We start from the raw sequence: 26371 nt of genomic DNA, 5'->3' as shown, positions 1-26371 counted from the left end.
GTAAGTGTGGTAACATATTTAGCTGACTGATACTAATAGGTCGAGGGCTTGACCAATAATAATTAAGTATATACAAAATATGTGCAATTTTGAAAGAACAAATCTTTCAAAAGTAAATCTGGTGATGATGGCATAGAAGTAACACTCCTTTCCATTCCGAACAGGACAGTTAAGATCTATAGCGCCGAAGGTACTGCATGGGAGACTGTGTGGGAGATTAGGACATTGCCAGGTGAATGGCTCGATAGCTCAGTCGGTAGAGCAGAGGACTGAAAATCCTCGTGTCACTGGTTCGATTCCAGTTCGAGCCACCATGGCGCTATAGCCAAGTGGTAAGGCAGAGGTCTGCAAAACCTTTATCCCCAGTTCAAATCTGGGTGGCGCCTCCAAAGAAAACCTTGAACATAAGTTTCAAGGTTTTTTTGTTTTTAAGAAATATAAAATTATAATAGTAATTAAAAATATATCCACAAAAAATAAGTTGAAATAACAACTTATCCACAAAATATATACTTTTTGTTAATCTTTAAATAATTTCTTGTGCATAAATATTAAAATAGAGAGTATTTACTCTCTATTTTAATTAAACATATCTTTTTTATATAAGACAAATGCTACTAAAGCACATATACTAAAAGTTAAGCCCATAACAATTGAAAATGCATTAGGATTTTTATCTGATATTGGAAGAATAATATTCATACCAAATATTCCACTTATGATTGTAGGAATTGCCATAAGTATAGTTACTGAAGCTAAAACTTTCATTACTATATTTAAATTATTTGAAATAACTGATGCAAAAAAATCCATTGTACTAGCTAATATATTGCTATATATTTCAGTCATTTCTATAGCTTGTTTATTTTCTATAATTACATCTTCTAAAACATCTTTATCATCATTATATTTTTGCATTATTTCTAATTTTAGCATTTTTTCTAAAGTAATTTCATTTGCTTTTAATGATGTAGAAAAATAAACAAGAGATTTTTCTAATGAATGTAATTGTATAAGTTCTCTATTTTTCATTGATTTATGCAATCTTTTTTCTATCATTAAGCTTTTCTTATCAATTTGTCTTAAATATAATAAATAATAAGTAGATATTCTATTTAATATTTGAAGTATAAATCTAGACTTTTTAAATGTAAAAAATGATTTTATTCTACAGTTAGCAAAGTCAGTTATTATTTTGCTATTTTTAAGGCAAATAGTAATTAACTGTTTACTAGTATGTATTATTGCTAAAGGATAAGTATCATATGTTAGTGAATTATCCTCCATTTCTGTAAATGGAATATCTACAATAACTAATATAGCATCATTTTCAATATCAATTCTAGAAGTTTCTTCATCATCTAATGGAGCCTTTAAAAAATCAAGAGATACACCAGTTTTTTTGGATATCAGTATTAATTCTTCATCTGAGGGTGCAACTATATTTATCCAGCAGCCATTTTCAATAGTATCTATAATTTTTAAAGTTGGATTAGATTCACTTGCACTTTTATAAATTTGAATCAATGTGAAACACCTCCTCACATATACTATACTATTATAAGCTGAATATGAATAATTCTCTACTAATACCATTAAAAAATTAATTTTAGAATATAAAAAACTTACTAAAATAAAGGAAAAGGTTGTTAAAATTTAAAATCTAGTGTTATTTTTGAATTAATAAGGAATATAATAGAATATAACTAAATCAAGAAGATTTTAAGTATAGATTTATATGCAAAAGCTTAGTATAATCATAATGTTATTTTAATTTTAATATATGGGGGAAATATAAATGCATAGAGAGGTAGTCGTAAGAAAAAAGGCACCTGTTATAGCTACATTAATACTGGTTATTACTATAATGTTATATTTATATCAAGGGATAAGTAACTTACCAATAAACAATATAATAATTATTAAGGCAATGAATATTTTAATTATTATGTTAACTATTATTATAGTATTTTCTCAATTAATAAGATGTAATGTATCATATAAGTATTCTATAATTGCTAATAAACTTATTATTAATAGGATTGTTTCAAATCAAGAAAAAAACTTAGAAAGTATAAGTTTATCAGAGATTGTATACATAGGCAAAAAATATTATATACCAAAAGAATATATTGCAAAAAATAAAGGTAGCTATTTATGTGAACTAATTAATCCTAAAAGTTGTTGTTGCATATACAAAAAGCAAGATCAATATTATAAATTTAGTTTTAATCCAAGTGATAAATTAATACAAAGATTAGGTATAAATAGCAAAATAGAAGATTAAATATTCTAGTATATCTATATAAATAGAAAAATTCTACTAAAAGATTATTTTTAGTAGAATTTTTTTATTCTTTAAGCAAATTATAAAAAGTAAATAATATAAAAAAGATTTTTTATATTATTTAATAAAGAAATCTTCTTTTACTTCTTTTAATAAGTTTTGATTTTCTATTAGATCCATTCCTGTAAATGCCAGAGAAAGTGCAGCAATTTTAGCTTGTTTAAATGCAAATGGTAATAGTGTAGCTTGTGCAAACTCATTAGAACCATATTTGATATTAGTATTTTCTATTATAGATATATATGGATGAATACAAGGTACTTTATGGCTAACATCACCTAAGCTTAATCCTGAATATACATCTCTAGAAGATCCAATATCTATTATCCCATTTTCTTTTAAATTATGGCTAAATAACCTATTAAGAGTTCTATTAGTTCTTAGTTCCTTATTAGAAGGTTCATATAAGGAAACCGTGTGGCTTATTCCGGTTAAATTAGATACAGAATCTGCTATAGTCCTAAGTTTATTATCAATAAATTCTGCAGTTTTATAATTATTACTTCTAATATAAAATTTTGCTTCTGCTTCTGCAGGCAACAATAATGGAGTATACCCACCTTTAGATAAAATATAGTTTATTTCTAAGTTTTTAGGAAATCCTTTTATAAGAGAATTTAATATATTAAAATTTAATAAAACAGCATCTAGAGCTGTATAAGTATTTTTATTTAAGAAACTTAAACCGTCTGTCCCTTTATATTCTATACTTAATGGAATTATTGCTGATGAAGAGCCACTTTCACTTGTTGATATATCTGGATGAGCAACCATTACGACATCAATATCATCAAATACACCTTGTTTACTCATAATAGCTTTACTTCCACCTAAATATTCACCAGGACATCCTATAATTATAACTGATCCACCAATCTTATCTATTATATGTCCTAAACACAAAGCCGCGCCTATAGAGATAGTACTTAATATATTATGTCCTGTAATGTGTCCATATCCTTCTACAGCATCATATTCGCATAAATAACAAATTTTAGGGTGTCCATTACCTTTTCGGCATATAAATGCATTAGGTATATCCAAGAAGTTTTCGGATATGTTAAAATTATATTTTTTTAATAGCTTACAAATATATTTAGAACATTTAATTTCATTATAACTTTTTTCGGGATTATTATATAAGTAATGTCTTAATTCATCTAAATCATTATCACAAGTAGATAAAAATGAAATCATTTCTTGTTTCATAAATCAACCCTCCCATAAATCATTTAGTATTATTTTTTCTAATAATTAAAAAAATATTTATATATTATAATGAAAGATTAACTATAAACTAAAAAAATAGATTAAAAAGCTTTATATAAGTCAATATTAAAATTAAAGGAAAGTATTAAGGGGGAATAAATTTGATAAATAAGAAATGTTTTGTATGTAGTAAATTTGGTGCTAATGGTATAATATTAAACGGGGAAAAAATTTGTAATAGATGTGAAAGTGAAATTATAAATCTGTCTGTTATAAATCCTGAATATAATTATTATAAAGATAAAATAAAGGCTATTTTGTTTAAAAAAGATTTGTAAAATTAAGTATTAATAGTTAGATTTTTATTAAGTTAATAATGTATATTTATAGCTGTATTTTTATATACGGCTAATTTTTATTATAAAATTAAATATAAATAATATCTTATAAGTTTATATTATCTATTATATTTTGATATATAGGTACTATTGATATGGGGGAATTTTTTTATGAAAAAAGGTAAATTAATTATAATAGAAAGTGGTTCTGATGCATCAGGAAAAGCAACACAAGCACAGAAATTATATGAAAAATTATTAAGAGAAGAATATAAAGTTAGAAAAATAACTTTTCCTAATTATGAGAGTCCTGCTTGTATGCCGGTTAAAATGTATTTGAATGGAGATTTTGGAAACAAACCAGAAGATGTAAATGCTTATGTAGCATCAACATTTTATGCTATTGATAGATTTGCATCATATAAAACTGAATGGGAAGAGTTTTATAAAAATGGTGGAATAATTATTGCAGATAGATATACAACATCTAATATGGTTCATCAAGCAGTTAAAATGGAAAATGAAGAAAAAGATAAATTTTTAAATTGGTTATATGAATTGGAATTTAATTTATATAAGTTACCTGTACCAGATTGTGTAGTGTTTCTTGATGTACCACCAGAAATAAGTCAAGAACTTATGAAGGATAGAGCTAACAAATTTACTGGAGAAAAAGAAAAGGATATACATGAAAGAGATAAACAATATTTAATAAATTCATATAATAATTCCTTAAAGATAGCGGAAAAATATAATTGGAATAAAATAAAGTGTAATAATGGTAATAAACTAAAAAGCATAGACGAAATTCATAATGCAATTTATAATGAAGTAAAAAAATATATTTAAATTAAAAAAATAATTCATATTTATGTTAGAATTATATAATAATAGTATATTGTTTTAGGGGGAAAAATAGATGAAATTAGTTATTGCTATTGTTCAAGATGAAGATGCTCCAGATGTACTAGACTCATTAACAGATAAAGATTTTAGAGTTACTAAACTTGCTACTACAGGTGGTTTTTTAAAAGCAGGAAATACTACTTTGATGGTAGGGGTTGAAGAAGATAAGTTAGAAGAAGTAATTGATATAGTAAAAGATATATGTAAGAAGCGAAAAGAAATAGTAGTATCACCTACTCCATTAACAGGTAATGATGGAGGATATATTCAACAATGTCCTATGCAAATTAATGTAGGTGGAGCAACTATATTTGTTGTTGATGTAGATAAATTTATAAAGATATAAGGAGAGTAAGCATTGAGAGAAATCATTGGACATACAAAAATTATTAATGGATTTAATAAAAGAAAAATAAATGATTCTTTTTCTCATGCTAATTTAATAATTGGTAATGATGGAATTGGCAAGAGTATATTGGCAAATTATCTTGCCAATAATATTTTAGGTATAAATTATGATATAGAATATGTAGATATTATAAATTATTATCCTTCACTTAATTCATTTGGTGTAGATGAGATAAGAGCTATTATAGAAGAAGCTAATAAAAAACCTTATGAAGGTGATAGAAAAGTTTTGATATTACATAAGTGTAATAAATTAACTATACAAGCTCAAAATGCTCTATTAAAGACTATTGAAGAACCACCTAAAGGAGTATTTCTTATATTATTAAGTGAATCATTAGAATTAATTTTAGATACTATAAAATCACGTTGTCAAATATATAAATTAACTCCATTATCTAAGCAAGAAATATTAGAGTATCTAAATTGCAATTATAGCAATTTAGATGAAAAGTACAAGAAATCTGCTTTAGCATATAGTGAAGGAATACCAGGAAAAATAGATAAATTTCTTAAAAATGAAAACTTAAAGACTTTAAGAATTTTAATACTAGAATTATTAAAAGATGTTGTAGAAAAAAACAAAGACTTAGTTTTAAAATATAAGGAATCTTTAATTATTGCAAAAGAAAATTCTGAAGACTTATTAAATATATTAATTTCTTATATAAGAGATATTATGTTTTTAAAGGAACTAGATAATGAGGATTTAATTATAAATATTGATAGTTTAGATGAAATAAAGGATATCTCATTGGGAATATCTTATAAAAAACTTAATTGTATGTTAGAATACATTAGAGAAGCTAGGGTTAATTTAAATAGTAATACAAATTATTCAATGACCATAACTGTATTACTTATGGGATTTGCGGAGGTATAATTTATGATAAAAGTTGTTGGAGTGAGGTTTAAAAAAGCAGGCAAAATTTATTACTTTGATCCTATGGATTTTTCTGTACAAAAGGGAAATTATGTAATAGTTGAGACTGCTAGAGGTATCGAATTTGGTGAATGTGTTATAGGAATAAAAGAGATAAGAGATGATGAAATAATATCACCATTAAAACCAGTTATAAGAATAGCTGATGAAAAAGATATTCAAAAACATAAAGAAAATAAAAGTAAGGAACAACAAGCATTAGATATATGTTTAAAGAAAATACAAGAGCATAATCTTAAAATGAAATTAATAGATGTTGAATACACATTTGATAATCACAAAGTAATATTTTATTTTACAGCAGATGGAAGAATCGATTTTAGAGAGTTAGTTAAAGACTTGGCAACAATATTTAAGACCAGGATAGAATTAAGACAAATAGGTGTTAGAGATGAAGCTAAAATGATAGGTGGATTAGGACCTTGTGGTAGACCTATGTGCTGTTCTAGCTTTTTAGGAGATTTCGCATCAGTATCAATAAAGATGGCAAAAGAACAAAATCTTTCTTTAAATCCAACTAAAATTTCAGGAATATGTGGAAGACTTATGTGTTGCTTAAATTATGAGCAAAGTACATATGAGGATATAAGAAAAAGACTTCCTAAGGTGGGTTCTATAGTTGAAACGATAGATGGAACTGGCGAAGTTATTGAAAATTTAACTGTTAAAGAGAGTGTAAAGGTTAAATTGAAACTGGGTGATGAAGAAGTAATAAATATGTATAAGATTGAAACTATAAAGCTGATATCAGGAAGTTATGAAGATTCAGTAGATGATTCAGATATAAAATTAGAAATTGAATCTGAAGAAGATAAAAAATTATTGAAAGAATTAATTAATGAAGAAAAATAAAGAAAAACAAAGAAAAATCTCTTAAATTGGTAAAAAAAATAGCCTATAAAAAAGTACTTTATTAATAAAGTACTTTTAAAACATTAAAATACATGATAGAATGTAGAGGGTTAATTATGATACAATTATAGGAGGTGTTTTAGATGGCATTTGTAATTAATGATTCATGTGTTAGTTGTGGAGCATGTGCTGGAGAATGTCCAGTTAATGCTATAAGCCAAGGAGATGCATACTACGTTATCGATGCAGATACTTGTATTGATTGTGGAAACTGTGCTAATGTTTGTCCAGTTGGTGCTCCAGTTCAAGAATAGTAGAAAAAGATCGTCTTATGACGATCTTTTTTATTTGGACATGCTTTTTAATATAAAAATTTATTTTTTATATTAGTTAAAATTTAGGATAAAATAATAAACTTTAATCTAAAGGTGGAGATAAGAATAATACTTTATTTTTAGAATTAAACTTTAAACTACTAATATCTAATATATTCGATTTTATTTTATCTATATTTTTCATAGATATTAAAAAATGTTTTGCATCATCTAAATAAAGTGAAGAACGAAAAGTCTTATAATGAATAGGGATTATATATTTAGGTGAAATAATTTTACTCATTTCAGCTGCTTCTTTTCCATTCAAGGTAATATGTCCACCAACAGGAATAAGCAAAATATCTATATTATCTAATTTTTCTAAAATTAATTTTGAGGGAATATCTCCTAAATCACCTAAATGACAAATCTTCAAATTTTCCAATGTAAAAATATATATTATATTGGGACCTCTTTTTAGTCCATTACATTTATCATGAAACGATTTTATACCCTCAATTTCAATAAAATCAAATTTAAATACTCCTGTTTCATTAATAATTTCTGCATTATCGTTAATATTATCTAAAAAAGAGTGATCAAAATGATTATGAGTTAATGTTACAATATCAGATTCAGGAAAATTATTATTATAACCTATAGATTTATTAAATGGGTCTATTAATATTCTTTTTCCACTTGATGTAGTTATCAAGAAACAAGAGTGTCCATACCAAGTTAGTTTCATAAAAAATAGTTCCCTTCTTAATTTAAATAACATATAATAATTCAAATAATATTTTTAACAATTAAATTAAAAAATATTCAGTTTAAGAATAGAATGAATTATACTATTTAAAATAATAATATAAAATAGTATAATTATATAAGGTCAAAGTAAGTCAAAAACAAAAAAATAAACTGATGTTTAGGTAGGTGAAGTTATGGCAAAACTTTCAGATATAATAGAAGAATTTATAAAAGAAATGTTTAATGATAGTAATAATAATATAATTTTAATACAAAGAAATGAATTAGCGGATCAATTTAGATGTGCTCCATCACAAATAAATTATGTTTTAACAACAAGATTTACTTATAATAAAGGATATTTGATTGAAAGTAAACGTGGTGGTGGTGGACACATAGCTATAAAACAATTAAATCAAGAATGTTCTAATGAAAGAGAAACAATAATAAATCAAAGTATAGGAAATTCAATAACATATCATAATGCTGTAGATATAATAGAAAATTTATATGAATCGAATATAATTACAGATAGAGAATGTCAATTAATGAAGATAGCTATAAATGATAGAACTTTAATTTTAACAGAGAATAGAAATAAAGTAAGAGCAGAAATTCTTAAGGCTATGATTATGGTTAGCTTATCTTAAAAAAAGTGGGGGATTTATATGTTATGTGAAAAATGTAAAAAAAATGAAGCAAGAATTAATTTAGTTAAAGTAGTAAATGGTGAAAAAAATGAAATTTGGCTATGTGAGAATTGTGCAAAGAATATATCTGATATTCCATTTATAAATTCTATAAATGAAATAAGTGGATTACAGTTTGAAAATATATTAACTGGGCTTTTAAATAATATAGGAGTAAATAAAACAAAGCCTAAAGAACTTATTTGTCCAAAATGTAAGATGAAATATTCAGAATTTGAAAAACAAGGAAAATTAGGTTGTAGTGAATGTTATAATGTATTTTCAGAATATATAAAACCTATTGTAAAGAGGATATATGGAAGTGTGAAACATGTAGGTAAGATACCCAAATTTGATGGTGAAAATTTAATTAAAAAAAGAAAGATTATAAGATTAAAACAAGATTTACAAAAGGCTATTAAATTAGAAGAATATGAAAAAGCTGCAGTTATAAGAGATGATATAAGAGAAATGGAAACATTTATATTTAAAGAGGATATAAATGATAAAATCTTTACTGTAAAGGAGGAAAAGGACAATGAAAAACTGGATTAATGGCGAATGTAATAACGATAATATAGTTATAAGTAATTCGATATGTTTATCTAGAAATTTAAAAGAAGTACCTTTTTCTAATAGATTAACACCAGTAGAGGCAAGAAAAAACATAGGATTAATTTATAATATATTAAAAAATGAAATAGTTGATGAAGAACCTAATCTTTATGAAATGTGGAATGAAGATAAGGATTTAATAAAGAGTTATTTGGATAAACAATTAATAACTAAAGAATTAATTAAAAATAGTGATAAAACAGCATTCATTTTAAATAAAGATGAAACTCTTAGCATTATGATAAATGAAGAGGACCATATAAAATTACAATGTGTAGGTTCTGGTTTAGATTTACAAGAATCCTTTAATATGCTTACAAAAATTGATGATAAAATAGAGAGAAATGTACATTATGCTTTTGATGAAAGTTTAGGATATTTAACAACACGTCCAACTAATTTAGGCACAGGAATGAAAGTATCAGTAAATGTACATTTACCAGCATTGGCCTTTAATAATGAAATAGCAAACTTTGAGAAGGGATTAACCCAAATTGGGATGGCTATAAAATGTGTTTTTGAAGACAATAAAAAAACTTATGGGAATATTTATAAAATTTCTAATCAAGTTACATTAGGACTTAGCGAAGAAGAAATAATTGAAAATTTAAAAGGTGCAGTTCTGAGTGTAATAGGTGAAGAAAAAAAATTTAGAGAAGTCTTATTATCTAAATGTAAATATGAAGTAGAAGATAAAATTTATAGAGCATGTGGAGTATTAAAATCAGCAGTTCTTTTAGGTGAACAAGAAGCTACAGAGTTATTATCTAGCGTAAGAATGGGAGCTGAACTTTCATTAATAGATATTGAAAGTAGTAAATTGAATAAATTATTAGTATTTACAAGGGATTCTTCACTTCAAAATTATTTAGGTAAAAAACTTTCAGGTACTGAACTTAATTATGAAAGAGCTAAAATTGTAAGAAATATATTATCAGTAATTTAGGGAATTTAAAGGAGGGATTTAAAATGGAGTATAATAGGTTTACTCAAAGAGCCCAATCTGTGATACTAGAAGCTCAAAGTGAATCTCAAGATTTTAAACATGGATATGTTGGAACAGAACATATATTATTAGGTTTATTAAAAGAAGATGGATATCAGGCTAAATTATTAGGAGAATATGGTATTAGTGTAGATATTATAAGAGATATGATTAGAAGATATTTAGGATATGGTGAAATACAAATGCCGGAAGAAGATATTTTATTAACACCAAGAGCAAAAAGATTATTAGATGAAAGTTTTATAGAGGCTAAGAATTTACACCATAAGTATGTCAGTCCTGAACATATATTAATAGCATTAATAAAGCAAGAAGAAGGTATGGCCTATACAATCTTAAAAAATTTAAAGTTAGAATTTAAGACCTTAAAGAATGACCTAATATCTTTTTTAACTGGAAAATATGATGATAACTTGGATGAAGGTTCACAAGAAAAATCTAAAAGAACCAAAACACCTATGCTAGATAAATACGGAAGAGACTTAACACAATTGGCAGAAGAAGGAATTTTAGATCCGGTTATTGGTAGAGAAAGTGAAAACCAACGTGTTTTAGAAATATTGTGTAGAAGAATAAAAAATAATCCTTGTTTGATAGGAGAACCAGGGGTAGGGAAAACAGCTGTAATAGAAGGATTAGCTCAAAGAATAATAGATGGTAATATTCCAGAGATATTAAAAAATAAAAGAGTAATTTCGTTAGACTTAACAGCTATACTTGCAGGTGCTAAGTATAGAGGTGAATTTGAAGATAGATTAAAAAAGATAATGAGTGAAATTGAAAAAGATAAAAGTGTAATAATTTTTATAGATGAAATTCATACAATAATAGGTGCAGGTGCAGCAGAGGGTGCTATTGATGCATCAAATATATTAAAACCAGCATTAGCTAGAGGAGAAATTCAATGTATAGGAGCAACAACAATAGATGAATACAGAAAACATATTGAAAAAGACCCAGCTCTAGAGAGAAGATTTCAACCAGTAAATGTTGGAGAGCCATCTAAGGATGAAACATTAAGCATATTAAAAGGCTTAAGAGACAAATATGAATCTCATCATAGAGTTAAGATTACAAATACAGCTTTAGAATCGGCTGTTGATTTAGCAGATAGATATGTAGCAGATAGATTTATGCCTGATAAAGCTATTGATTTAATAGATGAGGCAGCAGCAAAGGTAAGAATTAAAAATTTAGTTCCACCTAATGATTTAAAGTCTATAGAAGATAAAATAAATAATATAATAAAAGAAAAAGAAGAATGTATTAGAGTTGAAGATTTTGAAAAAGCTGCACAGATGAGAGATACAGAGAATAAATTAAAAGAACAATTAGAAAGTATGAGAAAAGAATGGAGTAATCAAAATTCAATACATGAATTAATAGTTGATGAGGATGATATAGCTGAAGTGGTATCTTCTTGGACTAAAATTCCTGCTAAAAAACTTACAGAGAAAGAAAGTGAAAAATTACTTAAACTTGAAGAAATTTTACACAAAAGAGTTATAGGACAAAACGAAGCTGTAAAAGCTATATCAAAGGCTGTTAGAAGAGCTAGGGTAGGAATTAAAGATCCAGATAGACCTATAGGAACGTTTATCTTTTTAGGACCTACTGGTGTTGGTAAAACTGAACTTTCAAAAGCTTTAGCTGAAGCTATGTTTGGTGATGAAAATAGTATTATAAGGATTGATATGTCAGAGTATATGGAGAGCAATTCAGTAGCTAGACTTATAGGCGCACCTCCAGGATATGTAGGATATGAAGAGGGTGGACAATTAACAGAAGCTGTTAGAAGGAAACCTTATTCAGTTATTTTATTAGATGAAATAGAAAAGGCACATCAGGATATATTTAATATATTACTTCAAATTATGGATGAAGGAAGACTTACTGATGGTCATGGTAAGGTTGTAAATTTCAAAAATACTATAGTTATTATGACTTCAAATGTAGGGGCACATCAAATAAAGAAACAAAAAGTAATGGGATTTAATGCAAGTTTCGATGAAGATTCTGAATATGAAAAGATGAAGGAAAATGTTCTTGAAGAACTAAAGAAAAGTTTTAAACCAGAATTTTTAAATAGAATTGATGATACTATAGTATTCCATAAATTAAGAGAAGAAGACTTATTATCTATTGTGGATTTAATGTTAAGATCTATTTCTAAGAGACTTGAAAATAAGAATATACATTTGGATTTTGGAAATGATAGTAAAAAGTTTTTACTTAATAAGAGAACAGATTTAAATTATGGTGCAAGACCATTAAGAAGATTAATTACTAAAGAAGTAGAAGATAAATTAAGTGAAGAAATTCTTTTAGGAAATATAAAAATTGGTGATAGACTTAAAGTAAAGGAATACGATAATAATCTAGTTTTTACTAAAATAGAATAACTGTAAATAGTTTAGATTAGTTATACAGAATATTAATGGAGATATAGTTATTATTTAAAGTATATTATAAAAATGTATTTTAAAATATATTATATCTTCATTTTTTATAATAAATATTTTTAAAAACTAAAAATTATAATTTAAATGTGTTTATATTTTAAAGTAATTATTATATAGAAAAGTTAACTTAGAAGCTTATTTCATATGTATTTATTAAATAAATTTTAGCGATAATAATTATAGATTATATCCTTATATTAAGGTGGTTTTTAAAGATTGAGTTTATATTTAATCATTAATATGATATATTATCTATAAATAATTATTATTAAATAATAAAAAATACTAAACAAGGAGAATATATATGGAAAAGGAAATAAAAGAATTAGATTTAGTTATAATCGGAGGGGGACCAGCAGGTCTTACTGCAGCGATTTATGGGGTCAGAGCCAGATTAAATATGATATTGTTAGAAGAAAAAATTATAGGAGGTCAGATAAATGATAGTTATAGTATAGAAAATTATCCCGGATTTCCAAACATAGCTGGTCAGGAGTTAGCAAAATCCTTTAAAAAACATGCAGAATCTTTAGAGGTTAATATAGATGAATTTGATTTAATTAAAACTATAAAATTATCAGATGAAGAAAAAATCATAGAAACAGAAAATTATATCTATAAACCTAAAGCAGTAATAATTGCAACAGGAGCATCACCTAAAAAGTTACCTGTTAAGCAGGCAGATAAATATGAAGGAAGAGGAGTTCATTATTGTGCTGTATGTGATGGAGCTATATATCAAAATAAAGAAATAGGAGTTGTCGGTGGAGGAAATTCTGCATTAGAAGAAGCAATATTTTTAACAAAATTTGCAAAAAAGGTTATTATAATTAGAAGACATAATTATTTTAATGGAGAAAAAGCTTTAATAGAAAAAGTAATGAATCATCCTAAAATAGAAGTTAAGTTTAATCAGGATCTTATTGAACTAAAAGGAGGAAATTTTTTAGAAAAGGTGATACTTAAAAATGTTAATACTAGTGAATTTACAGAGTTAGATCTAGATGCTATATTTGGATATATTGGAACGGAACCTAAAACATTAGGATTAGATAGTTCTATAAAATTAAGTAATTATGGTTATATACTTACAAATGAAGATATGGAAACAAACATAAAAGGAGTATATGCAATCGGAGATGTACGCGAAAAAAAATATAGACAAATTACAACGGCTGTAGCAGATGGAACAATAGCACTTTTAAATGCAGAAAGATATATATTGCAAAATAAATAATATCAATCTATTTTAGAACGTTTGAGAATGAATAATATTAGAATGTAGATAATATTAATAAATATAGGTCTGGAAATAACATTATCACTATTATTTTCAGGCCTACATTTATGATTATAATATTGTTGAATTTTATTTAGAAATAGCTTTATCAATAGCAACTTTATCAAAACCAATAATAATATGATTATCAATATCTAAAACGGGAACACCCATTTGTTTAGATTTATCTATCATTTCTTCTCTGGCAATCATATCATCTTGGACATTAAATTCTTTAAATTCAATATTTTTAGATTTTAGATAATCCTTCACTTTAACACACCAAGGACAAGAGTCAGTAGTATAAACTTTAATCATAAAAAAACCTCCTTATATAATAATTATTATTACTTAATTATTATAACGCTTTATAAATTATATCTCAATAGTATTTATTATAAGTTTTATTTTATTAAATTACCATTTTCGAGATTTGAATTTAGAATCATGTTAGAGAATTCATTGTTTGAATAAATATTATTAAAATTATTATTTAAGGTATTTTGTTGATTATCTCTTAAGATGTTTTTACCAGAGATATTAATATTTTTCCAATAATCTTTATTTAACATTTAATCATCTCCTTAAAGTTATATAAATAGTTTTTCTAATAAATAAAATATTTATACAAATACACATTAATTAATATGTAGATTATATTCAATGAAATAAGTTTTTTATATATGGATAAATTTCTATTTTAATATAATATTTACTTGGAAATAAAGTACTTGTTTTTGCTGATAATTTTTATTAAATGGTATAATTAATATAAAAGTTTATGTTATTATAAAATTATTAAGTATATATAAATATAGTAATTTTGAATCTTATGATAAAGAAAGGAAAATATATGGCTAAAATAAAGTCTGTATACATTTGTCAACAATGTGGATATGAATCTCCTAAATGGCTAGGAAAGTGTCCTTCATGTAGCAGTTGGAATACATTTAATGAAGAAGTAAAAAATAATGATAAAGAAATTTCTGCATTAAAAGTTAATAGTATAGTGCAAAACAATTATCCTAAAACTATTACTGAAATACAATCAGGAGAAAAAGAACGTTATGATACTGGAATTAATGAACTTAATAGAGTTTTAGGGGGAGGATTAGTTAAAGGATCTTTAACATTAATTTCAGGAGATCCTGGGATAGGAAAATCAACATTACTGTTACAAACTGCAAATAATATTTCTTTAAAATATGGAAAGGTCCTTTATGTTTCAGGAGAAGAATCAGAAGAACAAATAAAAATTAGAGGAGATAGATTAGGAGTAAATAGTTCAGATTTATTTATAGTATCCGAAACTAACTTAGAAGCTATTTCTGTATATATTGAACAGCTAGATCCTAAATTTGTTATTATAGATTCAATTCAAACTATATTTAAAGATAATATTTCATCAGCACCAGGAAGTGTTTCTCAAGTTAAAGAATGTTCTAATACTATTATGAGGATTTGTAAAAAAAGTAATGTGCCATTTTTTTTAGTTGCACATGTAACAAAACAAGGAGAATTAGCAGGTCCAAGAGTACTAGAACATATGGTAGATACTGTATTATACTTTGAAGGTGAAAGAACAGAAGAATACAGAATTCTAAGAACTATGAAAAATCGTTTTGGAACTACCAGTGAGATAGGAGTTTTTGAAATGGAACAAGAAGGGTTAATAGAGGTATTTGATCCTTCTAGAATATTTTTAGAAGATACAAGTTTTAATCAAGAAGGCTCAGTAGTAATCGGTATTATAGAGGGAACTAGACCAATATTAGTAGAAATTCAAGCTTTAGTAACGGAAACTAATGCACCAATGCCTAGGAGGACTGCAGTCGGCATTGATAATCAAAGATTAAGTTTAATTTTAGCGGTTTTAGAAAAAAAGTTAAAATTACCTTTTTATAATAAAGATGTTTATGTAAATGTAGTTGGAGGATTTAGTATAGATGGAACGGCAGCTGATTTAGGATTAGCATTAGCACTACTATCTAGTGCTAAGTCAAGAGAATTTAAATTAGAAAAAACACTTATTGTTGGTGAAGTAGGTTTAACGGGAGAGATAAGACCAATAGCATCAGCAGAAAGACTAGTTAAAGAAGCTGAGAAATTAGGATTTAAAAATGTAATTATCCCAGAAAGAAACAAAGACAAGGTAAAGAAGGATAGTATAAATGTAATAGGAGTTGGACATTTAAAAGAAGTAATAAGTAAGATATTTTAAAGAAGAATAGGTGAGTGTATGAGAATAGAAAAGGGAATGAAAATAAAAGATACATTAAAGATGATGTGCCCAGGCACTCAGCTAAGGGAAGGACTTGAAAATATACTAAGGGCTAAGACAGGTGGATTAATTGTAATTGGAGATAGCAAAGAAGTAATGAGTACAGTAGATGGAGGATTTACTATCAATTCAGATTATAGTGCTTCTTATGTATATGAATTGGCTAAGATGGATGGTGCAATTGTAATTAGTGAAGATTTAAAAAGAATTGTATGTGCGAATGCACAGTTAATACCAGATGCATCTATAATGACGTATGAAACAGGAACACGTCATAGAACGGCACAAAGAATTGCAAAACAAACTAACAATATAGTAATAGCTATATCTCAAAGAAGGAATATAATAACTATTTATAAAGGCGATATAAAGTATGTTTTAAAAGAGAGTAGTGTAATTTTAGCTAGAGCAAATCAAGCAATTCAAACTTTAGAAAAATATGTAGCTGTATTAGAACGTGTTATTAATAATTTAAATTTACTGGAATTCCAAGATTTAACTACTCTTTTTGATGTAGTTTCAGCAATTCAAAGAACAGAAATGGTTATGAGAATTGTTGAAGAAATTAATATGTATATTTTAGAACTGGGTAATGAAGGTAGACTCATTTCTATGCAACTTAGTGAATTAATTAGACATATAGAACGTGATGGAATATTATTAATTAGAGATTATTGTAAAGATGAGTCTACATATAGTGAAGTATATGAACAAATACAAAAGTTAACTGCATTAGAAATTTTAGATTTAGATGCTATTGCGCGAGTATTAGGTTATGCAGGAGTGCCACTTATTGATACACTTATATCTCCTAAAGGATACAGGATATTAAGCAAGGTTCCAAGAATTCCATCAAATGTAATAGATAATTTAATTAAAGAATTTAGAGAATTAAATAATGTAATAGAGGCTGATACAGATGAACTTGATAATGTAGAGGGAATAGGTGAAGCTAGGGCAAAAGCTATTAAAAATGGATTAAAAAGAATAAAAGAACAAATATTTTTAAATAAAGAGATATAATAGAATTTTATATTAATAAAATATAAAAAATCGGCATTATCATAAGATAAGCCGATTTTTTAATTAAAATTATTATCTAAAAGTAAATTTACCCAAAGTATTTATCTTATTGTATTCTTTAATTAACACATCATATAAATTTATATCTAAATCATTACATAATGATGTTAAGTAGAAAAGATTGTTTCCCATTTCTCTTTCTATAATTTCACGGCAGCTTTCACAAAGCTCTCCAGTTATATGAGTATTTAGACAATTACTCAGATTATCTAGGGAATCGTCTTCATTGGGTAAAGACTGTTTAGAAGCATTAATTTCCATACACCCACAATTAGTAACAGCTTTTGCAACAGCTCTGTTTACTCTAGCACTAGATTCACTATATTTTGTAAGTATATCTAAAATACTTTTATGTCTTAGCAAAGAATCATTTACAGAATTCTGAAAATCGTCAAATATTATATCCTTCATACGCCTCAACTCCTTGATATAATTTAATATTACTGTAAGGTAATTATAAATATTTTCAGACTATTTTGTCAATAATGGATTAAGAACTAGAATACATGTATATAATACAAAAGAATTATATTAATTAATAGGGGGATTTTATTAAACTTAATTAAACTTAATAAATTATTCATTTTAGATAAAGATATATTATGATATAATTAATAGCAGTTAATACAAAGAATACATTAATATTAAATATTTACCGAGTAATTTAGGAAGGGGTGACTTGTTTGTTAAAAAGGATAGTAAGAGGAATTTTTTCTGCTATAGGGTTAATGATTGGTTATATTATAGCGAGCTCTTTATTAAAGATACCTGATATTAGACAGGTTAAATATTTATCAACAGTAACCGGATCAATAGTATTTCTTGTGATTATTTCGTTATTATTTGGAATTATATTATTTATTATTTCACCGTCTATATATAAATCTATTTCTAATGTAGTTGAATATGTTGAAAAGAGTATACAAAAATTGACGTTAACTGAAATTATTTGTGGAGCATTAGGTGCTGTTATAGCATTAATACTAATGACGTTTATTGCTAATCCTATAAATGGAATTCATGAATTTTTTGGACCTATTTTATTTATACTATTAAATTTAGTAGCAGCTATAATAGGAGCAGATATATTAGTAAAGAAAAAAGATGATATGATAGGACTTCTTGCGAATATAAAAAAACCAACAGTTAAAGAAAAAAAATCTAAAGGTAATCCAGTTAAAGGAATAGCAAAAGTTTTAGATACATCAGTTATAATTGACGGAAGGATATTTGATATTTGTGAAACAGGTTTTATAGAAGGACCGTTAGTAATACCTAATTTTGTACTAGATGAGTTAAGACATATATCTGATTCTTCAGATTCTTTAAAAAGAAATAGAGGAAGAAGAGGACTTGATATATTAAATAAAATACAAAAAGAACTCACTATTGAGACACAAATTTGGGAGGGTGATTTCCCAAAAATAAATGAAGTTGATAGTAAGTTGTTAAAGCTTGCACAAACTTTAAACGGAAAAGTTATAACTAACGATTATAATTTAAATAAAGTAGCGGAAGTTCAGGGCGTGCCTGTATTAAATATAAATGAATTATCAAATGCTATAAAGACGGTAGTGCTACCAGGTGAAGAAATGATAGTTGATATGATTAAAGATGGAAAAGAGTCAACACAAGGGGTTGCCTATTTAGATGATGGAACGATGATAGTTGTAGAAGGCGGAAAGAAATATATTGGAGAGACAATTACTGTTATAGTTACATCTGTTTTACAAACGGCAGCAGGAAGAATGATTTTTGCAAAGCCTAAAGAAAATTAAAAGATAAGGAGACTTTTCTAAATGGTTAGTGCGATAGTAGTAGCTGGTGGAAAAGGTAAGAGAATGGGCACTGTTCAAAGCAAACAATATATTGATTTGAATGGCAAGCCCATTCTTTATTATACTATTAAGAAGTTTTTAGAAAGTAACTTAATAGATAATATTATCTTAGTAGTACCAGCAGATGAAATAGAATATTGTAAAAAAGAAATTTTAGAAGCTAATTTATTAAAAGTTAATAAAATAATAGCAGGAGGAAAAGAAAGAAATGATTCAGTATATAATGGATTAATTGAAGCTAAAGGTTCAGAAATTGTATTGATTCATGATGGAGTAAGACCTTTTGTATCAGATAAGATAATAGAACAAGCAATAAAATATGCTAAAAAATATGGAGCTGCAGCACCAGGTGTTATGCCAAAAGATACTATTAAAGTTAAGGATAAAAATCAATTTTCAATAGATACTCCTAATAGAAGTGATTTAGTAGCAGTTCAAACTCCCCAATCATTTAAGTTTGAGATGATTTATGATTGTCATAAAAGGATAAGAACAGAAAATGTTTTGGTAACTGATGATACTATGGTTGTTGAACATTTTGGAAACAAAGTATATCTTTATGATGGTGAGTATACTAATATAAAGATAACAACGCCTGAAGACTTAGTTATTGGAGAATATTTTATATCAAGATAGTCATTATACAATGTGTTGACAGCTAATTTACAAAAAGTTATAATGAATTAAGTTAATTATAAGAATATAAATATAAACGTTGATGAAGAATAGTAGAAATCGTTTTTCAGAGAGAAAATCCTTGGCTGTAAGATTTTCAACTAGATTTTGAACCAGCTTCGGAGTAATAGGAAAAAACTATCGGTTTAATACCGTTATCATTATTAGAGAACAAAATTAGGTGGTACCGCGAGTATAAGTTCGCCCTAAGCATATAGGGTGGGCTTTTTTTGTTTGTTAAAAACCACTTTATATAAGGCACATTCAAGTGTCTAAAACTATTTATTTGGAGGAAATGTAATTATGAAAATGTCTAATATGTTAATATCTACATTAAGAGAAGTTCCAGCTGAAGCAGAGATTGATAGTCATAAACTTATGCTTAGATCAGGAATGATAAGAAAGATGGCATCAGGTGTGTACAATTATATGCCTTTAGGACTTAAGGCTCTTAAAAAAATCGAGGATATAATAAGAGAAGAAATGAATTTTGCAGGTGCACAAGAATTTTTAGCATCAGCTATGATTCCAGCAGAATTATGGCAATCATCTGGAAGATGGGATGCTTATGGTGCAGAGATGTTTAGATTAAAAGATAGAAACGAAAGAGATTTTTGTTTAGGACCAACTCATGAAGAAGTATTTACTGATATAGCAAAAAATGAAATTAAATCATATAAGCAATTACCAGTAAATTTATATCAAATTCAAACTAAATATAGAGATGAACGTAGACCAAGATTTGGAGTTATGAGATCAAGAGAATTTATAATGAAAGATGCTTATAGCTTTGATAAAGATCAAGAAGGCTTAGATGTTTCATATAATAAGATGTATGAGGCATACGTTAAAATATTCAATAGATGTGGTTTAGATGCAAAATGTGTTGAAGCAGACTCAGGAGCAATCGGAGGATCAAATTCAGCAGAATTTATGGTTAAATCAGAAGTTGGAGAAGATGATATTGTTTTTTGTAGTAAATGTGACTATGCTGCTAATATTGAAAAGGCAACTACAAAATTAGGAGAAGTTCAAAAAGAGGAACTAATGGAATTAGAAAAAGTATTTACTCCTGATAGTAGAGGGATAGATGAAGTATCAGAATTTTTAAATATATCTCCTAAAAAGACAGTTAAAACTTTATTATATAATGTTGATGGAAAAATTGTTGCTGTATTTGTAAGAGGCGATAGAGAAGTTAATGAAGTTAAAGTTGCTAATGCTTCAAAGGCTTCAGGAGATATAGAAATGGCTTCTCATGAAGGGTACAAAAATGCAACAGGTTGTGATATTGGATTTGCTGGACCAATAGGTATAAAAGCAGATTTAATATTAGTAGATGAAGAAGTAAAGAATATGTATAACTTTGTTACAGGAGCAAATGAAACTGGTTATCATATTAAAAATGTAAATTATGGACGTGACTTTGAAGGCGTGGTTGGAGATTATAGAAATGTAGAAGAAGGTGAACCTTGTCCAATTTGTGGAGAAAAAGTTACAATAGCTAGAGGTACAGAAGTAGGACATATTTTTAAATTAGGAACTAAATACTCAGAAGCTATGGATGCTAAATTTATAGATGAAAATGGTAAGGAAAAACCATTTATAATGGGATGTTATGGAATTGGAGTTACAAGAACAATGGCGTCTATAATTGAACAACATAATGACGAAAATGGGATAATATGGCCATTAGCTGTTGCTCCATATCATATTTCAGTAATACCTGTAAATGTAAAAGATGAAGAACAAGTTAAAATTGCTAATGATCTTTATGATCAATTGATAAGCTTGGGTGTTGAAGCATTATTAGATGACAGAAATGAAAGAGCTGGAGTTAAATTTAAGGATTCAGAAATAATGGGAATTCCTATGAGAGTAACAGTAGGAAAGAAAATTACAGATGGAGAAGTTGAATTTAAACTTAGAAATGGTGAAATGGAAGTAATAAAAATAGATGAAGTTTGTCAAAGAGTACAAGGAGAGTTTAATAAAAATAATTTAAAATTAAAATAATGTAGGAGGCAAGAATAAATGAAGATATTTAATACTTTAACGAGAAGAAAAGAAGAATTTATCCCTATTACTGAAGGGAAAGTTAAAATGTATGTTTGTGGACCTACGGTATATAATTTTTTTCATATAGGAAACGGAAGAACATTTATAGTATTTGATACTATTAGAAGATATTTTGAATATAGAGGATATGAAGTTTCGTTTGTTCAAAATTTTACTGATATAGATGATAAAATGATTAAAAAAGCTAATGAAGAAGAAACAACTGTAAAAAATATTGGAGACAAATATATTGAAGAATATTATAAAGATGCTGATGGGCTTAATATAGAAAGAGCTACAGTAAATCCTAGAGCAACTGAATATATTACAGATATTATAGAATTTGTTAAATCATTAGTAGATAGAGGCTTTGCTTATGAGATTAACGGAGATGTATATTTTAGTACTAAAAAGTTTAATGAATATGGGAAGTTATCAGGTCAAAATTTAGATGATTTACAAGCAGGTGCTAGAATTAATGTAGATGAAAGAAAAAATGATCCAATGGATTTTGCAATATGGAAAGCACAAAAGCCAGGTGAACCAGCATGGGAAAGTCCATGGGGGCCTGGAAGACCAGGATGGCATATTGAATGTTCTTGTATGGCTAAAAAAATATTAGGAGAAACTATTGATATACATGGAGGTGGAATGGATTTAGCATTCCCACATCATGAAAATGAAATAGCACAAAGTGAAGCTCTAACAGGTGAAAATTTAGCTAATTATTGGATGCATTCAGCATTTGTTAATGTAGATAATAAAAAAATGTCAAAATCGTTAAATAACTTTTTTACTGCTAGAGAAATACTTGAAAAATATGATGCTGATGTAGTAAGATTCCTAATGTTATCTGGACATTATAGAATTCAAATAAATTTTAGCCAAGATTTATTAGAATCAGCTAAAGCTTCAATTGAAAGATTATATAATTGCATAAATAACTTAGAAAACTTAATTGATGAAGTAAACAATGATAGAATTAGTGAAGAAGAAGTAGTATATTTAAAATCATTAGATAAATATAGAGATAAATTCATTGAAAAAATGGATGATGATTTTAATACAGCAGATGCAATCTCAGTATTATTTGATTTAACTAAAGATATAAACAGCAATGTTGGAATTAATTCATCAAAAGAATTATGTGAAAAATCTTTATTAGTAATTAGAGAATTAGGTAAACCACTTGGTATACTTCAAGAATCTACAAAGCAAGATTTAGATTCTGAAATACAAGCATTAGTTGATCAAAGACAACAGGCTAGAAAAGATAGAGATTTTGCTTTAGCAGATAAGATAAGAGATGATTTGAAAAATAGGGGAATTGTTTTAGAAGATACTCCTCAAGGTGTTAGATGGAAAAAGGTAGATTAGATGTATAGGGCTGCAATTTGCAGCCCTTAATTTAAAGGAGAACTAATATGTTAGATGACTTAAAAGTAAAAGAATTTAGTAAAGATAAAGCGCGAATGCTTAATCCACTTCAATTAGCATTAATAGGTGATGGTGTATATGAAATTTTTATAAGAACTTATATTTTATCAGAAAATGAATCATTAAATGCAAATAAGATGCATGTAAAAGCAATTAGATATGTGAAGGCTCAAGGTCAATCGGTTATAATGCATAATATAGAAAGTTTGTTAACTGAGGAAGAGCTTAGTGTATATAAAAGAGGCAGAAATGCGAAATCTCCAACAGTACCAAAGAATGCAGAGGTAAGAGATTATAGAATGGCAACAGGATTTGAAGCATTAGTAGGTTACTTATATCTTATTGGAAATAAAGAAAGATTAGAATTTGTTTTAAGTAAAAGTATAGAAGTTTTAAATGAAAAAGAGGTGTAGCACTAATGAAAGAAAAAGTAAGAGGATCAAAGAGAATAAATAATAAAGATAAAATATTTAATAAACCAGAAGTAGAAGAAAGAGAAGATTTAGTAATTGGTAGAAATGCAGTAATTGAAGCTTTAAAAACAGATAGAAATATAGAAGTTTTATATTTATCTAATTCTAAGCTTGAAGGATCCATAAATGCTATTGTTAAATTAGCAAAAGAAAAGAAAATCTTAATTAAAGAAGTTGATAAAAAGAAATTAGATAGTTTATGTAATGGTGCAGTACATCAAGGTGTTATTGCTAAAGTAACTCCTTATAAATATGCGGAAGTGTCAGATATATTATCTTTAGCTGAAGAAAGAGGAGAGAAGCCTTTTATAGTTATTTTAGACGAAGTAGAAGATCCTCATAACTTAGGATCAATTATAAGAACAGCAGAATTGTTTGGAGTTCATGGGATTATTATACCTAAAAGAAGAAGTGCTTCAGTTAGTACAATGGTATATAAATCTTCAGTTGGAGCAATAGAGCATGTTAAGGTTGCAAAAGTTACAAATTTAAATGCTGTAATAGATGAATTAAAAGAAAAAGGTATTTGGATATATGGTGCGGATATTAGAGCTGAAGAATATAGTTATCAAACAGATTTTAGTGGAGCATGTGCACTTATCATTGGAAATGAAGGAAAAGGGATATCTAAATTAACACTAAAAAAATGTGATAAGTTAATAAAAATACCTATGGTTGGTAAGATTAATTCTTTAAATGCTTCAGTAGCAGGTGGTATAATGATGTATGAAGTATTAAAAGGGCGCTTAAGATAAGAGAGAGGTACTATTGTGAAAATTATTTTTGTTGATGGGTATAATGTTATAAACAGTTGGCCAGATTTAAAAATAAAAAAAGAATATAGTTTTGATGGGGCTAGAAAATCTCTAATAGATGCTATGCATAACTATGGAGTTTACAATGATTGTAAAGTTATAGTGGTTTTTGATGCACATAAGGTAGCAGGTAGCATTAAAAAAGTAGAAAATCTTAATAAGAATTTAGAAATAGTTTTTACTAAAGATGGAGAAACTGCAGATAGCTATATAGAGAAAGAAGTAAATTATTTAGGAAGAAAATATGAAGTTATTGTTGTAACTTCTGATTGGTTAGAACAACAAACTATTTTTCAAAGAGGGGCAGTTAGAATGTCATCTTTAGAATTTTATAATGAAGTTATAAATGTTGAAAAATCAATAAGGAATAAAACAGATAACAATAGACCATTAGATAGAAATAGTTTAAGTGATAATATAGATATGGATGTTTTGAAAAAGTTAGAAAAAATAAGGAGAAGTCAGTAAAATACATTGACTAACGTATTTTTGCTAGGGTATAATTGTTTACATAAAGTTACACATTATTATAAAAGGAGAAAGTTGAGAGTGGATATTGGGTGAATTTTTAGAGTTTAAAGAAAAATTAGATGAAGAAATAGTACTAGAAGCTAAAAAAGGTAATACTAGAGCGCAAGAGTACTTGATTTCAAAATATGAAAATTTTGTAAAGTCGAAGGCGAAGTCTTATTTTTTGATAGGTGCTGATAAAGAAGATATTTATCAAGAAGGTATGATAGGATTATATAAAGCAATAAGAGACTTTAAGCCTGATAAATTAACATCATTTAAAGCCTTTGCAGAATTATGTGTGACTAGACAAATCATAACAGCAATTAAAACTGCTACAAGGCAAAAACATATTCCATTAAACACATATATTTCACTGAATAAGCCTATATATGAAGAAGAATCTGAAAGAACTTTATTAGATGTTTTAGCTGGAATAAAAATTTCAGATCCAGAAGAGTTGGTTATAAGTAAAGAACATATGGACGATATTGAAGCAGCTATAGCAAAAGTTTTATCAGATTTGGAATTAGAAGTTCTTATGTCTTATTTAGATGGAAAGTCTTATCAAGAGATTGCATGTGACCTAGATAGGCATTCAAAATCAATTGATAATGCTTTACAAAGAGTTAAAAGAAAGCTAGAAAAATGCTTAAATATAAAGTAACTAATTTATATTGACAAACAAAACGAATAATAGTAAACTTTATAATTGGTATATCAAGAAAATAGTGAGTTTTGAGTGCTCACGTAGCTCAGTAGGTAGAGCGTCGCCTTGGTAAGGCGGAGGTCGTCGGTTCAATCCCGATCGTGAGCTCCAATTATAAAAAATAAAAAACACTAGGCAAGGTTTATTAAAGGATAAGAGGAGGATTTTACAATGTCAAAAGCAAAATTTGAGAGAAGTAAACCACACGTAAATATCGGAACAATCGGTCACGTAGACCACGGTAAGACTACATTAACAGCTGCAATCACAACTGTTTTAGCAAACAGAGGATACGCAGAAGCATTTAACTATGCAGATATCGATAAGGCTCCAGAAGAAAAAGAAAGAGGAATCACAATCAATACTGCACACGT

At 27.0% G+C, this 26371-nt stretch carries 29 protein-coding genes, 3 tRNA genes, 1 rRNA gene and 1 other annotated feature; of the genes, 27 read left to right on the top strand and 6 right to left on the bottom strand.

What is annotated here, in order from left to right; translation table 11 throughout:
* Window positions 1-117: 117 nt before the first annotated feature.
* The 3 genes from rrf (at window position 118) to ACYUET_RS18635 (ending at window position 389) form a co-directional block, all read left to right on the top strand.
* A 5S ribosomal RNA gene (gene rrf, locus ACYUET_RS18645) occupies window positions 118-234 on the top strand.
* A 4-nt stretch (window positions 235-238) separates the two neighbouring features.
* Window positions 239-314, top strand: a tRNA-Phe gene (locus ACYUET_RS18640).
* Between the two features lies 1 nt (window position 315).
* A tRNA-Cys gene (locus ACYUET_RS18635) sits at window positions 316-389 on the top strand.
* Between the two features lie 190 nt (window positions 390-579).
* On the opposite strand, the gene ACYUET_RS18630 is transcribed toward ACYUET_RS18635, so the two are convergent.
* Complete coding sequence (locus ACYUET_RS18630; RefSeq protein WP_460282134.1) at window positions 580-1527, bottom strand: magnesium transporter CorA family protein; 948 nt, start codon at window positions 1525-1527, stop codon at window positions 580-582.
* A gap of 271 nt (window positions 1528-1798) precedes the next feature.
* Between ACYUET_RS18630 and ACYUET_RS18625 the strand changes: the two genes are divergently transcribed.
* Window positions 1799-2287, top strand: a complete 489-nt coding sequence (locus ACYUET_RS18625) for a hypothetical protein (RefSeq protein ID WP_460282132.1) — start codon at window positions 1799-1801, stop codon at window positions 2285-2287.
* A gap of 117 nt (window positions 2288-2404) precedes the next feature.
* Here the strand turns inward: ACYUET_RS18625 and ACYUET_RS18620 are convergent, their stop codons facing one another.
* Window positions 2405-3556: a zinc-binding metallopeptidase family protein gene (locus tag ACYUET_RS18620; RefSeq protein ID WP_460282130.1), complete on the bottom strand. Its 1152-nt coding sequence runs from the start codon at window positions 3554-3556 to the stop codon at window positions 2405-2407.
* A 161-nt stretch (window positions 3557-3717) separates the two neighbouring features.
* On the opposite strand from ACYUET_RS18620, the gene ACYUET_RS18615 reads away from it, so the two are divergent.
* The 6 genes from ACYUET_RS18615 to ACYUET_RS18590 all read left to right on the top strand — a co-directional run bounded on the left by ACYUET_RS18615 (window position 3718) and on the right by ACYUET_RS18590 (window position 7317).
* Window positions 3718-3894 (top strand): sigma factor G inhibitor Gin, encoded by a 177-nt coding sequence (locus ACYUET_RS18615; RefSeq protein ID WP_460282128.1) that lies wholly within the window; start codon window positions 3718-3720, stop codon window positions 3892-3894.
* Between the two features lie 171 nt (window positions 3895-4065).
* A complete protein-coding gene (locus tag ACYUET_RS18610; protein ID WP_460282126.1) occupies window positions 4066-4743 on the top strand; it encodes a dTMP kinase in 678 nt (225 codons plus the stop codon).
* 70 nt (window positions 4744-4813) lie between these two features.
* Window positions 4814-5146, top strand: coding sequence for a cyclic-di-AMP receptor (locus ACYUET_RS18605; protein WP_460282124.1), 333 nt, complete (start codon window positions 4814-4816; stop codon window positions 5144-5146).
* A 12-nt stretch (window positions 5147-5158) separates the two neighbouring features.
* A complete protein-coding gene (locus tag ACYUET_RS18600; protein WP_460282122.1) occupies window positions 5159-6091 on the top strand; it encodes a DNA polymerase III subunit delta' in 933 nt (310 codons plus the stop codon).
* Between the two features lie 3 nt (window positions 6092-6094).
* Entirely contained in the window at window positions 6095-7003 is a 909-nt protein-coding gene (locus ACYUET_RS18595; RefSeq protein WP_460282121.1) for a PSP1 domain-containing protein, read from the top strand.
* Window positions 7004-7146: 143 nt separating this feature from the next.
* On the top strand, window positions 7147-7317 hold the full coding sequence (locus ACYUET_RS18590; RefSeq protein ID WP_219779592.1) for a DUF362 domain-containing protein: 171 nt from the start codon (window positions 7147-7149) through the stop codon (window positions 7315-7317).
* A gap of 103 nt (window positions 7318-7420) precedes the next feature.
* Here ACYUET_RS18590 and ACYUET_RS18585 read toward each other — a convergent pair whose 3' ends face one another.
* Window positions 7421-8065 (bottom strand): MBL fold metallo-hydrolase, encoded by a 645-nt coding sequence (locus ACYUET_RS18585; protein ID WP_460282120.1) that lies wholly within the window; start codon window positions 8063-8065, stop codon window positions 7421-7423.
* A gap of 196 nt (window positions 8066-8261) precedes the next feature.
* Between ACYUET_RS18585 and ACYUET_RS18580 the strand changes: the two genes are divergently transcribed.
* The 5 genes from ACYUET_RS18580 (at window position 8262) to trxB (ending at window position 14076) form a co-directional block, all read left to right on the top strand.
* Complete coding sequence (locus ACYUET_RS18580; RefSeq protein WP_460282118.1) at window positions 8262-8717, top strand: CtsR family transcriptional regulator; 456 nt, start codon at window positions 8262-8264, stop codon at window positions 8715-8717.
* Between the two features lie 18 nt (window positions 8718-8735).
* Window positions 8736-9311 carry a UvrB/UvrC motif-containing protein gene (locus ACYUET_RS18575; RefSeq protein WP_460282116.1) on the top strand — a complete coding sequence of 192 codons (576 nt, stop codon included), beginning with the start codon at window positions 8736-8738 and terminating at the stop codon, window positions 9309-9311.
* Complete coding sequence (locus ACYUET_RS18570; protein WP_460282114.1) at window positions 9295-10317, top strand: protein arginine kinase; 1023 nt, start codon at window positions 9295-9297, stop codon at window positions 10315-10317. The genes ACYUET_RS18575 and ACYUET_RS18570 overlap by 17 nt, the downstream gene beginning before the upstream one ends.
* A 23-nt stretch (window positions 10318-10340) precedes the next feature.
* A complete protein-coding gene (locus ACYUET_RS18565; RefSeq protein WP_460282113.1) occupies window positions 10341-12779 on the top strand; it encodes an ATP-dependent Clp protease ATP-binding subunit in 2439 nt (812 codons plus the stop codon).
* 364 nt (window positions 12780-13143) lie between these two features.
* The gene (gene trxB, locus ACYUET_RS18560; RefSeq protein WP_460282112.1) at window positions 13144-14076 is read left to right on the top strand and encodes a thioredoxin-disulfide reductase; all 933 of its coding nucleotides are present in this window, start codon (window positions 13144-13146) and stop codon (window positions 14074-14076) included.
* Between the two features lie 132 nt (window positions 14077-14208).
* Here trxB and ACYUET_RS18555 read toward each other — a convergent pair whose 3' ends face one another.
* Both ACYUET_RS18555 and ACYUET_RS18550 read right to left on the bottom strand, forming a co-directional pair.
* A complete protein-coding gene (locus ACYUET_RS18555; RefSeq protein ID WP_460282111.1) occupies window positions 14209-14436 on the bottom strand; it encodes a glutaredoxin family protein in 228 nt (75 codons plus the stop codon).
* Between the two features lie 86 nt (window positions 14437-14522).
* Window positions 14523-14690, bottom strand: a complete 168-nt coding sequence (locus tag ACYUET_RS18550) for a hypothetical protein (protein WP_460282109.1) — start codon at window positions 14688-14690, stop codon at window positions 14523-14525.
* 281 nt (window positions 14691-14971) lie between these two features.
* On the opposite strand from ACYUET_RS18550, the gene radA reads away from it, so the two are divergent.
* Window positions 14972-16339, top strand: a complete 1368-nt coding sequence (gene radA, locus ACYUET_RS18545) for a DNA repair protein RadA (protein ID WP_460282108.1) — start codon at window positions 14972-14974, stop codon at window positions 16337-16339.
* Window positions 16340-16357: 18 nt separating this feature from the next.
* The gene (disA, locus tag ACYUET_RS18540) at window positions 16358-17422 is read left to right on the top strand and encodes a DNA integrity scanning diadenylate cyclase DisA (RefSeq protein WP_460282107.1); all 1065 of its coding nucleotides are present in this window, start codon (window positions 16358-16360) and stop codon (window positions 17420-17422) included.
* 72 nt (window positions 17423-17494) lie between these two features.
* On the opposite strand, the gene ACYUET_RS18535 is transcribed toward disA, so the two are convergent.
* On the bottom strand, window positions 17495-17893 hold the full coding sequence (locus tag ACYUET_RS18535) for a DUF1573 domain-containing protein (protein WP_460282105.1): 399 nt from the start codon (window positions 17891-17893) through the stop codon (window positions 17495-17497).
* A gap of 272 nt (window positions 17894-18165) precedes the next feature.
* Between ACYUET_RS18535 and ACYUET_RS18530 the strand changes: the two genes are divergently transcribed.
* From ACYUET_RS18530 to ACYUET_RS18485, 10 genes are all read left to right on the top strand, one after another.
* Window positions 18166-19260, top strand: a complete 1095-nt coding sequence (locus ACYUET_RS18530) for a PIN domain-containing protein (RefSeq protein ID WP_460282103.1) — start codon at window positions 18166-18168, stop codon at window positions 19258-19260.
* A 21-nt stretch (window positions 19261-19281) separates the two neighbouring features.
* Window positions 19282-19956 carry a 2-C-methyl-D-erythritol 4-phosphate cytidylyltransferase gene (gene ispD, locus ACYUET_RS18525; RefSeq protein WP_460282101.1) on the top strand — a complete coding sequence of 225 codons (675 nt, stop codon included), beginning with the start codon at window positions 19282-19284 and terminating at the stop codon, window positions 19954-19956.
* Between the two features lie 70 nt (window positions 19957-20026).
* Window positions 20027-20207: a binding site (T-box leader), on the top strand.
* 91 nt (window positions 20208-20298) lie between these two features.
* Window positions 20299-22011 (top strand): proline--tRNA ligase, encoded by a 1713-nt coding sequence (locus ACYUET_RS18520; protein WP_460282099.1) that lies wholly within the window; start codon window positions 20299-20301, stop codon window positions 22009-22011.
* 18 nt (window positions 22012-22029) lie between these two features.
* The gene (cysS, locus tag ACYUET_RS18515; protein ID WP_460282097.1) at window positions 22030-23430 is read left to right on the top strand and encodes a cysteine--tRNA ligase; all 1401 of its coding nucleotides are present in this window, start codon (window positions 22030-22032) and stop codon (window positions 23428-23430) included.
* Window positions 23431-23477: 47 nt separating this feature from the next.
* Entirely contained in the window at window positions 23478-23903 is a 426-nt protein-coding gene (locus ACYUET_RS18510; RefSeq protein WP_460282095.1) for a Mini-ribonuclease 3, read from the top strand.
* 5 nt (window positions 23904-23908) lie between these two features.
* Window positions 23909-24718, top strand: a complete 810-nt coding sequence (rlmB, locus tag ACYUET_RS18505) for a 23S rRNA (guanosine(2251)-2'-O)-methyltransferase RlmB (protein WP_460282093.1) — start codon at window positions 23909-23911, stop codon at window positions 24716-24718.
* Window positions 24719-24733: 15 nt separating this feature from the next.
* Entirely contained in the window at window positions 24734-25246 is a 513-nt protein-coding gene (locus tag ACYUET_RS18500) for an NYN domain-containing protein (RefSeq protein WP_460282091.1), read from the top strand.
* Window positions 25247-25334: 88 nt separating this feature from the next.
* Window positions 25335-25955: an RNA polymerase sporulation sigma factor SigH gene (gene sigH / locus ACYUET_RS18495; RefSeq protein ID WP_219779619.1), complete on the top strand. Its 621-nt coding sequence runs from the start codon at window positions 25335-25337 to the stop codon at window positions 25953-25955.
* 77 nt (window positions 25956-26032) lie between these two features.
* Window positions 26033-26108: transfer RNA gene (locus ACYUET_RS18490), tRNA-Thr, on the top strand.
* Window positions 26109-26168: 60 nt separating this feature from the next.
* Window positions 26169-26371 (top strand): GTP-binding protein (locus ACYUET_RS18485; protein WP_460282089.1); only part of this gene is annotated, 203 nt, incomplete at its 3' end.

The organism is Clostridium sp. CTA-5, assembly GCF_054768135.1.
The sequence above is the reverse complement of the archived record's forward strand: the minus strand, read 5'-3'. Positions and strand labels throughout refer to the sequence as shown.

Bases quoted from the DNA above. Each gene is read 5' to 3' on its own strand.
- ACYUET_RS18625 (WP_460282132.1), top strand. From the start codon at position 1,799: ATGCATAGAGAGGTAGTCGTAAGAAAAAAGGCACCTGTTATAGCTACA.
- ACYUET_RS18620 (WP_460282130.1), bottom strand. From the start codon at position 3,556: ATGAAACAAGAAATGATTTCATTTTTATCTACTTGTGATAATGATTTA.
- ACYUET_RS18610 (WP_460282126.1), top strand. From the start codon at position 4,066: ATGAAAAAAGGTAAATTAATTATAATAGAAAGTGGTTCTGATGCATCA.
- ACYUET_RS18605 (WP_460282124.1), top strand. From the start codon at position 4,814: ATGAAATTAGTTATTGCTATTGTTCAAGATGAAGATGCTCCAGATGTA.
- ACYUET_RS18595 (WP_460282121.1), top strand. From the start codon at position 6,095: ATGATAAAAGTTGTTGGAGTGAGGTTTAAAAAAGCAGGCAAAATTTAT.
- ACYUET_RS18590 (WP_219779592.1), top strand. From the start codon at position 7,147: ATGGCATTTGTAATTAATGATTCATGTGTTAGTTGTGGAGCATGTGCT.
- ACYUET_RS18585 (WP_460282120.1), bottom strand. From the start codon at position 8,065: ATGAAACTAACTTGGTATGGACACTCTTGTTTCTTGATAACTACATCA.
- ACYUET_RS18580 (WP_460282118.1), top strand. From the start codon at position 8,262: ATGGCAAAACTTTCAGATATAATAGAAGAATTTATAAAAGAAATGTTT.
- ACYUET_RS18575 (WP_460282116.1), top strand. From the start codon at position 8,736: ATGTTATGTGAAAAATGTAAAAAAAATGAAGCAAGAATTAATTTAGTT.
- ACYUET_RS18570 (WP_460282114.1), top strand. From the start codon at position 9,295: ATGAAAAACTGGATTAATGGCGAATGTAATAACGATAATATAGTTATA.
- ACYUET_RS18565 (WP_460282113.1), top strand. From the start codon at position 10,341: ATGGAGTATAATAGGTTTACTCAAAGAGCCCAATCTGTGATACTAGAA.
- trxB (WP_460282112.1), top strand. From the start codon at position 13,144: ATGGAAAAGGAAATAAAAGAATTAGATTTAGTTATAATCGGAGGGGGA.
- ACYUET_RS18555 (WP_460282111.1), bottom strand. From the start codon at position 14,436: ATGATTAAAGTTTATACTACTGACTCTTGTCCTTGGTGTGTTAAAGTG.
- ACYUET_RS18550 (WP_460282109.1), bottom strand. From the start codon at position 14,690: ATGTTAAATAAAGATTATTGGAAAAATATTAATATCTCTGGTAAAAAC.
- radA (WP_460282108.1), top strand. From the start codon at position 14,972: ATGGCTAAAATAAAGTCTGTATACATTTGTCAACAATGTGGATATGAA.
- disA (WP_460282107.1), top strand. From the start codon at position 16,358: ATGAGAATAGAAAAGGGAATGAAAATAAAAGATACATTAAAGATGATG.
- ACYUET_RS18535 (WP_460282105.1), bottom strand. From the start codon at position 17,893: ATGAAGGATATAATATTTGACGATTTTCAGAATTCTGTAAATGATTCT.
- ispD (WP_460282101.1), top strand. From the start codon at position 19,282: ATGGTTAGTGCGATAGTAGTAGCTGGTGGAAAAGGTAAGAGAATGGGC.
- ACYUET_RS18520 (WP_460282099.1), top strand. From the start codon at position 20,299: ATGAAAATGTCTAATATGTTAATATCTACATTAAGAGAAGTTCCAGCT.
- cysS (WP_460282097.1), top strand. From the start codon at position 22,030: ATGAAGATATTTAATACTTTAACGAGAAGAAAAGAAGAATTTATCCCT.
- ACYUET_RS18510 (WP_460282095.1), top strand. From the start codon at position 23,478: ATGTTAGATGACTTAAAAGTAAAAGAATTTAGTAAAGATAAAGCGCGA.
- rlmB (WP_460282093.1), top strand. From the start codon at position 23,909: ATGAAAGAAAAAGTAAGAGGATCAAAGAGAATAAATAATAAAGATAAA.